Raw genomic sequence first — 11865 nt, 5'->3', positions numbered from 1 at the left:
TCAAGTCAGTGATTCGGGTGAGTGAAAGTAGCTAACAACCCTGCAGCTCTAAGTACAAAGGGTATAGTGGTCAATAAATACAGCGAGGCATTAACATGGACTATACGCTCACCCGCATAGACCCTAACGGTGAGAATGACCGTTACCCCCTGCAAACTCAGGAAACCGTCAGCGGCGATCCTCTCGAGCAACATGTCCATCGTAGTGTTTACATGGGTAAACTTGAGAACGCCATGCACGACATGGTGAACTGGGGGCGTAAGAACTCTCTTTGGCCGTATAACTTCGGTCTTTCCTGCTGTTATGTGGAGATGGTGACCTCGTTCACTGCCGTACATGATGTGGCACGTTTCGGTGCGGAAGTGCTGCGTGCTTCTCCGCGTCAGGCTGACTTCATGGTCGTGGCGGGCACTTGTTTTACCAAAATGGCCCCGGTTATTCAGCGCTTGTATGAACAAATGCTGGAACCCAAGTGGGTTATCTCCATGGGTGCCTGTGCTAACTCCGGCGGCATGTACGATATCTATTCCGTAGTACAAGGCGTGGATAAATTCCTACCGGTCGATGTGTATATTCCTGGCTGCCCACCGCGCCCTGAAGCTTATATGCAAGCACTGTTACTGCTACAAGAATCTATCGGTAAAGAGCGCCGTCCTCTCTCTTGGGTTGTAGGTGACCAAGGCGTTTACCGCGCCAATATGCAACCAGAAAGAGAACGTAAGCATGCTGAACGAATTGCAGTAACTAACCTGCGTACACCTGACGAGATCTAAGCTTATTATTTTGGCAAAAATAACGGCTCAGGATCGCGGTGCGTAAGTGATTTGTTTTGGGAATGAATGATTTTCTTCCAGAACATGTGTGCGGCAAATGACCACAAAATGACACATTCAGTGTGGTGAAAAAACAGTGTGGTGAATAAATAATGACCGATTTAACGACGTCCGATAGCACTCAGCCTGCATGGCAGACCCGTGACCATCTCGATGATCCGGTGATTAGCGAGCTGTCGAACCGTTTTGGGCCTGAGGCCTTTGTTGTTCAAGCGACCCGTACCGGTATGCCCGTGGTATGGGTAAAGCGTGAGCAATTGCTGGAAGTAATGACGTTCCTGAGAAAACAACCGAAGCCGTATGTCATGCTGTTCGACTTGCATGGTGTCGATGAGCGTCTTCGCACTCACCGCCAGGGCCTCCCTGAAGCGGATTTTTCTGTTTTCTATCATCTGCTTTCCATCGAGCGTAACCGCGACATTATGCTGAAAGTGGCACTGTCTGAAAAAGACTTGCACGTGTCCACAGCGACTAAGATTTTCCCCAATGCTAACTGGTATGAGCGGGAAACTTGGGAAATGTTCGGTATTACCTTCGATGGTCACCCACATCTGACGCGCATCATGATGCCACAGACTTGGGAAGGGCACCCGCTGCGTAAAGATTACCCGGCGCGTGCTACCGAATTCGATCCCTTTGTGCTGACCAAGCAGAAAGAGGATCTGGAGATGGAATCTCTGACCTTCAAACCCGAAGATTGGGGGATGAAGCGCGGCACCGAAAACGAGGACTTTATGTTCCTTAACCTCGGTCCGAACCATCCTTCTTCACATGGTGCGTTCCGTATCGTGTTGCAGCTTGATGGTGAAGAGATTGTCGACTGCGTACCGGATGTGGGTTACCACCACCGTGGTGCGGAGAAGATGGGTGAGCGCCAGTCCTGGCACAGCTACATCCCCTATACCGACCGTATCGAATATCTGGGTGGTTGTGTTAACGAAATGCCTTATGTGCTGGCAGTTGAAAAGCTGGCGGGTATTGAGGTTCCTGATCGCGTTAAAACCATCCGGGTAATGTTGTCTGAATTATTCCGTATCAACAGTCACTTACTGTATATCAGTACCTTTATTCAGGACGTAGGCGCAATGACGCCAGTGTTCTTCGCCTTTACCGATCGTCAGAAAGTGTATGACTTGGTTGAAGCGATTACCGGTTTCCGTATGCATCCGGCCTGGTTCCGTATTGGTGGTGTGGCGCATGATTTACCTCGCGGCTGGGAACGTTTGCTGCGTGACTTCCTTGACTGGATGCCAAAACGGCTCGATTCCTACGTCAAAGCGGCGTTGCAGAACAGTATCCTGAAAGGGCGTTCTATCGGTGTTGCTGCTTACAATTCCAAAGAAGCACTGGAATGGGGTGTGACCGGGGCTGGCCTGCGTGCCACCGGGGTTGAGTTTGACGTGCGTAAATGGCGTCCGTATTCCGGCTATGAAAACTTTGATTTTGAAGTTCCGGTCGGGAATAACGGCGACTGTTATGACCGCGTGATGCTGAAAGTGGAAGAGTTACGTCAAAGCCTGCGCATTCTGGAGCAATGTTATAAAAACATGCCAGAAGGGCCATTTAAGGCTGACCATCCACTGACGACGCCGCCGCCGAAAGAACGTACGCTGCAACATATCGAAACGCTGATTACCCACTTCCTGCAAGTTTCATGGGGTCCGGTAATGCCAGCTAACGAATCATTCCAAATGGTTGAAGCGACCAAAGGGATCAACAGCTACTATCTGACCAGTGACGGCAGCACTATGAGCTATCGCACCCGGATACGTACGCCAAGCTATGCCCATTTGCAGCAGATCCCCTCGGTTATCCGTGGCAGCCTGGTATCTGACCTGATCGTCTATCTGGGCAGTATCGATTTTGTAATGTCTGATGTGGACCGCTAATTATGAGCTACCAAAAAGAGACTCAGAATCATAACGAAAGCCAAAATGTGGTGGATCTGGCAGTCAATGCGGCTGAACCGGCGACCACAACTGAAGTTTTTGAGTTGAGTGCTGAAGAACGTGATGCTATCGAGCATGAAAAACACCATTACGAAGATGCCCGCGCCGCGTCGATCGAAGCACTGAAAATTGTGCAGAAACAACGTGGTTGGGTGCCGGATGGGGCGATTCACGCCATTGCTGAAGTGCTGGGTATCCCGGCCAGCGATGTCGAAGGTGTGGCCACATTCTACAGTCAGATCTTCCGTCAGCCGGTTGGGCGCCATGTGATCCGTTATTGTGACAGCGTGGTGTGCCACATCACCGGTTATCAAGGGATTCAGGCCGCGATTTCGAAGAAACTCAGTATTGAGCCGGGCCAGACCACGTTTGATGGCCGCTTTACGCTGCTGCCAACCTGCTGCTTGGGCAACTGTGATCGCGGTCCGACCATGATGATCGACGACGATACCCACAGCTATCTGAAACCTGAAGATATTGAGAAGTTACTGGAGCAATATCCATGACAACTAATTCGGGTTTTACCAAAGAGGTTATTCGCACGCCAGAAATGCATCCGCTGACCTGGCGTTTGCGCGATGACAAACAGCCGGTATGGCTGGATGAATATCGCAGCAAAAACGGCTACTTGGGTGCTGAAAAAGCGTTAAAAGGCATGGCAGCCCCTGATGTTGTTAATTTGGTAAAAGACGCTGGCCTGAAAGGGCGCGGCGGCGCAGGCTTTTCCACCGGTTTAAAGTGGAGCCTGATGCCAAAAGACGAAAGCATGAACATCCGCTATCTGCTGTGTAACGCCGATGAAATGGAGCCGGGTACCTATAAAGACCGTCTGCTAATGGAGCAATTGCCTCATCTGCTGGTGGAAGGGATGTTGATCAGTGCATTTGCGCTGAAAGCTTACCGCGGCTACATCTTCCTGCGTGGCGAATATATCGAAGCTGCCGTGCATTTGCGCCGTGCGATTAGCGAAGCAACCGAAGCCGGCTTGCTGGGCAAAAACATCATGGGCAGCGGTTTTGATTTTGAACTGATTGTTCATACCGGTGCTGGCCGTTATATCTGTGGTGAAGAAACCGCCCTGATTAACTCGCTGGAAGGCCGCCGCGCCAATCCACGTTCCAAGCCGCCTTTCCCCGCATCGTCCGGGGTATGGGGCAAACCGACTTGCGTCAATAACGTTGAAACCCTGTGTAACGTTCCGGCCATTCTTGAGCACGGCGTTGACTGGTATCAGGGGATCACGGCGGGTAAGAGTAACGATGCCGGTACCAAACTGATGGGCTTCTCTGGCCGGGTGAAAAACCCAGGTCTGTGGGAACTGCCATTTGGTATTTCGGCGCGTGAAATTTTGGAAGATTACGCGGGTGGTATGCGCGATGGCTTGAAGTTCAAAGCCTGGCAGCCGGGTGGGGCAGGGACCGACTTCCTGACCGCTGATCATCTGGATTTACCGATGGACTTCGAGAATATTGCCAAAGCAGGTAGCCGGTTAGGCACTGCACTGGCGATGGCGGTAGACCATGAAATCGGTATGGTGCCGCTGGTGCGCAATCTGGAAGAGTTCTTTTCCCGTGAATCCTGCGGCTGGTGTACCCCTTGCCGCGATGGGTTGCCGTGGAGCGTGAAGATCTTGCGTGCATTGGAGCGCGGCGAAGGTCAGCCGGGCGACATTGAGACGCTGGAACAACTTTGCCGCTTCTTGGGGCCGGGCAAAACCTTCTGTGCTCACGCGCCGGGCGCGGTTGAACCACTACAAAGTGCTATCAAATATTTCCGCGAAGAATTCGAAGCCGGGATCGCAAGTAAAGACTATGGCAATACCCGAGCCATAGCCGGTATTCAACCGAACCTATTAAAAGCGCGCTGGTGATACTTTGGGTAATATATGAGATACGTTGAATGTAGCCTCTCAGTGTACCCAATAAGAAAGTTTTTATAATTAACGCTTGAAAAATAACCAAATAATTTGCGTGGCGGCAAGGCGGCAACGAAGAGAAACGCCGGGAGTTTAGTGAACTAAATGACCGGTGTGAACGACGGCAGCCAACACAGCAGCAGCGTAAAGAATGACGGTTATTTCAGGCCACTTGGAAGCATGCATATGGCTACGATACATGTAGACGGCAAAGAATACGACGTAAACGGGGCCGACAACCTGTTACAAGCTTGTCTCTCCCTGGGACTCGATATTCCTTACTTTTGCTGGCATCCGGCGCTGGGAAGCGTCGGTGCTTGCCGCCAATGTGCGGTAAAGCAATACCAAAACGCCGATGATACCCGTGGGCGTTTGGTCATGTCCTGTATGACCCCGGCCACCGATGGAACCTTTATTTCCATTGATGACGGCGAAGCCAAAGCGTTCCGTGAGAGTGTGGTTGAATGGTTGATGACTAACCACCCACACGATTGCCCGGTCTGTGAAGAAGGGGGTAACTGTCATCTGCAAGATATGACAGTGATGACCGGACACAGTTTCCGCCGCTATCGCTTCAGTAAACGTACTCATCAGAATCAGGATCTCGGTCCGTTCATCTCACATGAAATGAACCGCTGTATCGCCTGTTATCGTTGTGTGCGTTACTACAAAGATTACGCTGATGGCACCGATCTGGGTGTTTATGGCGCGCACGACAACGTCTACTTTGGTCGTACTGAGAGTGGCACGCTGGAAAGCGAGTTCTCTGGCAACCTAGTAGAAGTGTGCCCGACCGGGGTATTCACCGATAAAACCCATTCCGAACGTTATAACCGTAAATGGGATATGCAGTTTGCGCCAAGTATCTGCCAGCAGTGCAGTGTGGGGTGTAACACCAGCCCTGGCGAACGCTATGGTGAATTGCGCCGCATCGAGAACCGCTACAACGGCAGCGTCAACCACTACTTTTTGTGTGACCGTGGCCGCTTTGGCTATGGCTATGTCAACCTGAAAGACCGCCCACGTCAGCCACAACAATTGCGTGGTAATGACTGGATCCACCTGAATGCCGAACAGGCAATGCAGGGCGCGGCGGATATTCTACGTCAGGCGAAGAAAACCATCGGTATCGGTTCACCGCGTGCCAGCCTGGAAAGTAACTTTGCGTTACGCGAGCTGGTCGGTGCGGAAAACTTCTATACCGGCATTGCCGCGAGTGAACAACAACGCCTGCAATTGATGCTGAAAGTGCTGCAAGAAGGTGGGGTTTACACACCATCGCTGCGCGAGATTGAAAGCTATGATGCGGTGCTGATTCTGGGTGAAGATTTGACCCAGACTGGCGCACGTATCGCACTGTCTGTCCGTCAGGCGGTGAAAGGTAAAGCCCGTGAAATGGCCGCCGCACAGAAAGTGGCTGACTGGCAAATCGCGGCGATTATGAATATCGGTCAGCACGCTAAACATCCGCTGTTTATCACTAACGTTGATAACACCCGTATGGATGATATCGCGGCGTGGAACTACCGCGCACCGGTGGATGATCAGGCACGTTTAGGCTTTGCTATCGCTAACGCGCTGGATGCGTCGTCACCGGCGGTCACGGATCTGGACCCTGCGCTGAAAGGCAAAGTGGATATCATCGTGCAGGCTCTGGCGGGCGCGAAGAAACCACTGATCGTGACCGGCAGCAATGCAGGCAGCGAAGCCATCATTGCTGCGGCAGCTAACGTGGCAACCGCGCTGAAAAGCCGTGGCTCTGATGTGGGTATCACCTTTGTTGCCAGTGCAGCGAACAGCATCGGCTTGACCATGATTGGCGGCGGCTCACTGGATAGCGCGCTGGAATTGCTGACCTGTGGTGATGCTGACAGCGTTATCGTGATGGAGAACGACCTCTATCGCCATGCGGCGCAAGACAAAGTTGACGCCGCGCTGGAGCAAGCAGCCAACGTGATCGTGGTTGATCATCAACGCACCGCAATCATGGCAAAAGCAGACTTGATTCTGTCTGCCGCCAGCTTTGCTGAAAGCGACGGTACGCTGGTCAATCAGGAAGGCCGCGCTCAGCGTTTCTTCCAGGTTTACGATCCAACCTATTACGACGACCCGAAAAAACCGGAAAACAACAGCATCATGCTGGAAAGCTGGCGCTGGTTGCACTCCTTGCATTCAACTTATACCAGTCGCCATGTAGACTGGACGCAACTGGATCACGTGATTGCGGCTTGTGTTCGCGCATTACCACAGTTGGAAGGTATTGTTGAAGCGGCACCGGATGCGACCTTCCGTATTCGTGGTCAGAAACTGGCGCGTTCACCTATCCGTTACAGTGGCCGCACGGCTATGCGCGCGGATATCAGTGTGCATGAACCGCGTCAGCCACAGGATATCGACACGCCGTTCGCTTTCTCAATGGAAGGGAACAACAGCCCATTGGCCGATCGTCAGCAGATCCCATTTGCTTGGGCACCGGGCTGGAACTCACCGCAGGCATGGAACAAATTCCAGGCTGAAGTGGGGGGGAGCTTGCGCTTTGGTGATCCGGGTGTGCGCCTGATTGAAGCAGGTGAGGGGACGCTCGGTTACTTTGATTCAGTACCGGCAGCCTTTACCGCTCAGGTTGATGGCTGGCAGATTGCCCCTTACTACCATTTGTTTGGTAGTGAAGAGATGTCGCAGCGCTCAGATGTCATCCAGCAGCGCATGCCAGCACCTTATGTGATGGTCAATCCAGCCGATGCTGCAACGCTCGGGGTTAACCTCGGTACGCTGGTGGAATTCAACTGTGCCGGTCAGACATTGCGTCTGCCAGTGCGCCTGAGTGAAACCTTGGCTCGGGGTCAGGTCGGCTTGCCGCTTGGCTTACCGGGCATTCCGCCGATTATGGTGGGTGCGCGTGTTGAGAATCTGCGGGAGGCAGTATTATGAGCTGGTTTACCCCTGAATTGATTGAGATTTTAATCTCTGTCCTGAAAGCGGTAGTGATTCTGTTGGTGGTGGTGACCTGCGGCGCATTTATGAGCTTCGGCGAGCGCCGCCTGCTGGGCTTGTTCCAGAACCGTTACGGGCCAAACCGTGTCGGTTGGGGCGGGTCATTGCAGTTGGTTGCTGACATGATCAAAATGTTCTTCAAAGAGGACTGGGTTCCGCGCTTCTCCGACAAGGCTATCTTTACATTGGCCCCGGTGATTGCCTTTACCTCACTACTGCTCTCTTTCGCCATCGTCCCGGTCAGCCCGACCTGGGCGGTTGCGGATCTTAATATCGGTATTCTGTTCTTTCTGATGATGGCCGGGCTGACGGTATATGCCGTGCTGTTTGCCGGTTGGTCCAGTAATAACAAATATTCTCTGTTAGGGGCGATGCGTGCATCTGCGCAAACCCTGAGCTACGAAGTGTTCCTCGGCTTATCATTGATGGGCGTAGTCGCACAGGCGGGTTCGTTCAATATGCAGGATATTGTTAACTCTCAGGAACACGTCTGGAATGTGATTCCGCAATTCTTTGGTTTTCTGACCTTTGCCATTGCGGGTGTTGCAGTATGTCACCGTCATCCCTTTGACCAGCCAGAAGCTGAACAAGAGCTGGCCGATGGTTACCACATTGAATATTCCGGTATGAAATTCGGTCTGTTCTTCGTCGGTGAATATATCGGTATCGTGACCGTCTCTGCTCTGATAGTCACTCTGTTCTTCGGTGGTTGGCAAGGTCCGTTCCTGCCGCCATTTATCTGGTTTGCGCTGAAAACGGCTTTCTTCATGGTGATGTTCATTCTGATCCGTGCATCCTTGCCGCGCCCACGTTATGACCAAGTGATGTCATTCGGCTGGAAAGTTTGCCTGCCGTTGACCCTGCTGAATCTGCTGGCGACTGCCGCGGTCATTTTGTACAACGCTCAATAAGGGGTGAATGAACCATGACGTTGAAAGAGTTAGTGGTTGGTTTCGGCACCCAAGTGCGCAGCCTGTGGATGATTGGCCTTCATGCCTTCCACAAGCGTGAAACCCAAATGTATCCTGAAGAGCCGGTTTACCTGCCGCCGCGCTACCGTGGTCGTATCGTGTTAACGCGTGACCCTGACGGTGAAGAGCGCTGCGTTGCTTGTAATCTGTGTGCTGTTGCTTGTCCGGTTGGCTGTATCTCATTACAGAAAGCTGAGCACAAAGATGGCCGCTGGTATCCTGAGTTCTTCCGTATCAACTTCTCCCGCTGCATTTTCTGTGGTTTGTGTGAAGAGGCTTGCCCAACAACTGCTATCCAGCTAACACCGGATTTCGAAATGGGTGAATTTAAGCGTCAGGATCTGGTGTATGAGAAAGAAGACTTGTTGATCTCCGGCCCGGGTAAATATCCTGAATATAACTTCTACCGGATGTCCGGTATGGCAGTAGACGGCAAGCAGAAAGGCGAAGCCGAAAACGAAGCCAAACCGATTGACGTTAAAGGTCTGATGCCTTAGGAGCCGCTTTCCATGGAATTTGCATTTTATATTGCAGCATTGGTGGCAGTGGTGGCGACTATTCGCGTCATCACTCACACCAACCCGGTACATGCGCTGCTGTACCTAATTATCTCTTTACTGGCTATCTCGGCGGTGTTTTTCTCGCTGGGTGCTTATTTCGCCGGTGCGCTGGAAATCATCGTCTACGCCGGGGCCATTATGGTGCTGTTCGTGTTCGTGGTGATGATGCTGAACTTGGGCAACGTCGAACAACAAGAGCGCGACTGGCTGAAACCGAGTTTGTGGATTGGCCCCGGCTTGCTAGCACTGGTGCTGCTGTCGGTACTGATTTATGCCATCAGTTCAGTGACTGATTCCGGTATTAGCGGTGAAATGGTCGATGCCAAAGCTGTGGGTATCAGCCTGTTTGGTCCTTATGTGCTGGCAGTTGAACTGGCGTCAATGTTGTTGCTGGCCGGTCTGGTGGTTGCCTTCCATATCGGGCGCGAACATAAGCCGGGTGACGTGATGGGCGCGAGCGACAGCGCGAAAAGAAAAACGGAGGAACAAGTATGATCCCTCTACAACATGGCCTGATTCTGGCGGCCATACTGTTTGTGCTAGGGCTGACGGGGTTGCTGATTCGTCGCAATCTGTTGTTTATGCTGATAAGCCTTGAAGTGATGATCAACGCAGCGGCGCTCGCCTTTGTTGTGGCGGGCAGTTATTGGGGTCAGGCTGACGGTCAGGTGATGTATATCCTGGCGATCACGCTGGCAGCAGCGGAGGCCAGTATTGGCTTGGCATTGCTGTTACAGCTATATCGTCGCCGTCATACTCTGAATATCGATACAGTCAGTGAGATGCGCGGATGAACCTATTATATTTAACAATTCTGCTGCCACTGCTGGGCTTCTTGCTGTTGGCATTCTCCCGTGGGCGCTGGTCTGAAAATACCTCAGCCACGGTCGGGGTGGGATCGATTGGCCTGACGGCGTTGGTCACACTGTATGTTGCAGTGGATTTTCTTAGCCAAAAGGCCACCGGTGTCCAAGTCTTTAACCAGACGTTGTGGAACTGGATGTCGGTTGGCACCTTCAACATTCCGTTGACCCTGACACTGGATGGCCTGTCGCTGACCATGTTGTCTGTGGTCACCGGCGTGGGTTTCCTGATTCATATGTATGCCTCTTGGTATATGCGTGGGGAGGAGGGTTATTCTCGTTTCTTCGCCTACACCAACTTGTTTATCGCCAGCATGGTGATTTTGGTGTTGGCAGATAACCTGATGCTGATGTATCTGGGTTGGGAAGGGGTGGGTCTGTGCAGTTACCTGCTGATCGGTTTCTACTACACCAATCCTGCCAACGGCGCGGCGGCGATGAAAGCCTTTATCGTGACCCGCGTTGGTGACGTATTCCTCGCCATTGCCCTGTTCATCCTTTATCAAGAACTGGGTACGCTGAATATTCGCGAGCTGATGGTATTGGCACCGCAGAAACTGGAAATGGGCTCTACTGCCATTACCTGGGCGACGCTGATGTTGCTCGGTGGTGCGGTGGGTAAATCGGCACAGTTGCCGTTACAAACCTGGTTGGCCGATGCAATGGCAGGCCCAACCCCGGTCTCCGCGCTTATCCATGCGGCAACCATGGTGACTGCAGGTGTCTACCTGATTGCGCGTACCCACGGCTTGTTCCTGATGGCGCCTGAAGTGCTGCATTTAGTGGGTATTATCGGCGCGGTAACCCTAGTGCTGGCAGGCTTTGCCGCGCTGGTACAAACCGACATCAAGCGGGTGCTGGCTTATTCCACCATGAGCCAGATTGGCTACATGTTCCTGGCGCTGGGCGTTCAGGCGTGGGATGCGGCTATCTTCCACCTGATGACCCATGCCTTCTTTAAAGCGTTACTGTTCCTCTCTTCGGGTTCAGTGATTCTGGCCTGTCACCACGAGCAGAATATTTTCAAAATGGGTGGTCTGCGCAAGACGATCCCATTGGTTTATATCTGCTTCCTGGTAGGTGGCGCGGCATTGGCTGCACTGCCAGTGGTTACCGCAGGCTTCTACAGTAAAGACGAAATTCTGTGGGGCGCATTGGCCAGTGGCCATATCAATCTGATGGTCGCCGGGCTGGTTGGGGCATTCCTCACCGCGCTGTATACCTTCCGTATGATTTTCATTGTGTTCCACGGCGAGCCAAAAACCAAAGCGCATCCGGTTAAAGGGGTAGCTCACAGCCTGCCGCTGATTGTGTTGCTGGTGCTGTCGACTTTCGTCGGCGCGCTGATAACACCACCGCTGGCGGGTGTGTTGCCAGAGCTTCACTTCGGTGAAGAGGGTAAAATGCCACTGGAAATCTTCTCAGGCGTGTTAGTGGTTATCGGGATTGCACTGGCTGCGGCACTCTATCTGGGCAAGCGTCAGTTGGTCAACAGCATCGCGCAAAGTGCGCCGGGCCGCTTCTTTACGGTCTGGTGGTTCCATGCGTGGGGCTTCGACTGGCTGTACCACAATGTGTTTGTCCGCCCGTATTTGTGGATTGCAAGGCTATTGCAGCGTGATCCGCTGAACTCACTGATGAATACCCCGGCGATACTTTCGCGCTGGAGTAATCGCGGTTTGACGCTCAGTGAAAATGGACAGGTGCGTTGGTATGTCGCGTCTATGGGTTTGGGTGCAGTCGTCGTACTGGCTCTGTTGCTTTTCGTTTAATTAGGGAC

10 protein-coding genes are annotated in these 11865 nt (G+C 52.5%); all 10 read left to right on the top strand.

Annotated elements, in window-relative coordinates; translation table 11 throughout:
- Positions 1–95: 95 nt before the first annotated feature.
- The 10 genes from Q2T72_RS14840 (at position 96) to nuoL (ending at position 11857) form a co-directional block, all read left to right on the top strand.
- Positions 96–773 (top strand): NADH-quinone oxidoreductase subunit B family protein, encoded by a 678-nt coding sequence (locus Q2T72_RS14840; protein ID WP_002210278.1) that lies wholly within the window; start codon positions 96–98, stop codon positions 771–773.
- Positions 774–925: 152 nt separating this feature from the next.
- A complete protein-coding gene (gene nuoC / locus Q2T72_RS14835) occupies positions 926–2722 on the top strand; it encodes an NADH-quinone oxidoreductase subunit C/D (RefSeq protein ID WP_083158259.1) in 1797 nt (598 codons plus the stop codon).
- Between the two features lie 2 nt (positions 2723–2724).
- A complete protein-coding gene (gene nuoE / locus Q2T72_RS14830) occupies positions 2725–3288 on the top strand; it encodes an NADH-quinone oxidoreductase subunit NuoE (RefSeq protein WP_227746524.1) in 564 nt (187 codons plus the stop codon).
- Positions 3285–4652 (top strand): NADH-quinone oxidoreductase subunit NuoF, encoded by a 1368-nt coding sequence (gene nuoF, locus Q2T72_RS14825; RefSeq protein ID WP_050132658.1) that lies wholly within the window; start codon positions 3285–3287, stop codon positions 4650–4652. Before nuoE ends, nuoF begins: the two co-directional genes overlap by 4 nt.
- Positions 4653–4883: 231 nt before the next feature.
- Positions 4884–7628, top strand: coding sequence for an NADH-quinone oxidoreductase subunit NuoG (nuoG, locus tag Q2T72_RS14820; protein ID WP_372569379.1), 2745 nt, complete (start codon positions 4884–4886; stop codon positions 7626–7628).
- Positions 7625–8602 (top strand): NADH-quinone oxidoreductase subunit NuoH, encoded by a 978-nt coding sequence (gene nuoH / locus Q2T72_RS14815; protein ID WP_049613037.1) that lies wholly within the window; start codon positions 7625–7627, stop codon positions 8600–8602. The genes nuoG and nuoH overlap by 4 nt, the downstream gene beginning before the upstream one ends.
- 14 nt (positions 8603–8616) lie before the next feature.
- Positions 8617–9159: an NADH-quinone oxidoreductase subunit NuoI gene (gene nuoI, locus Q2T72_RS14810; protein WP_005191305.1), complete on the top strand. Its 543-nt coding sequence runs from the start codon at positions 8617–8619 to the stop codon at positions 9157–9159.
- A gap of 12 nt (positions 9160–9171) precedes the next feature.
- Positions 9172–9717: an NADH-quinone oxidoreductase subunit J gene (gene nuoJ, locus Q2T72_RS14805; protein ID WP_372569378.1), complete on the top strand. Its 546-nt coding sequence runs from the start codon at positions 9172–9174 to the stop codon at positions 9715–9717.
- Entirely contained in the window at positions 9714–10016 is a 303-nt protein-coding gene (nuoK, locus tag Q2T72_RS14800; RefSeq protein ID WP_032815102.1) for an NADH-quinone oxidoreductase subunit NuoK, read from the top strand. The genes nuoJ and nuoK overlap by 4 nt, the downstream gene beginning before the upstream one ends.
- Positions 10013–11857, top strand: coding sequence for an NADH-quinone oxidoreductase subunit L (gene nuoL, locus Q2T72_RS14795; protein WP_083158261.1), 1845 nt, complete (start codon positions 10013–10015; stop codon positions 11855–11857). Before nuoK ends, nuoL begins: the two co-directional genes overlap by 4 nt.
- The last annotated feature ends 8 nt before the right edge of the window (positions 11858–11865 follow it).

The sequence above is a fragment of the Yersinia sp. 2466 StPb PI genome, assembly GCF_041538325.1.
In the GTDB taxonomy this organism is placed as follows: domain Bacteria; phylum Pseudomonadota; class Gammaproteobacteria; order Enterobacterales; family Enterobacteriaceae; genus Yersinia; species Yersinia enterocolitica_E.
This window is presented reverse-complemented; position numbering and strand designations above follow the sequence as displayed.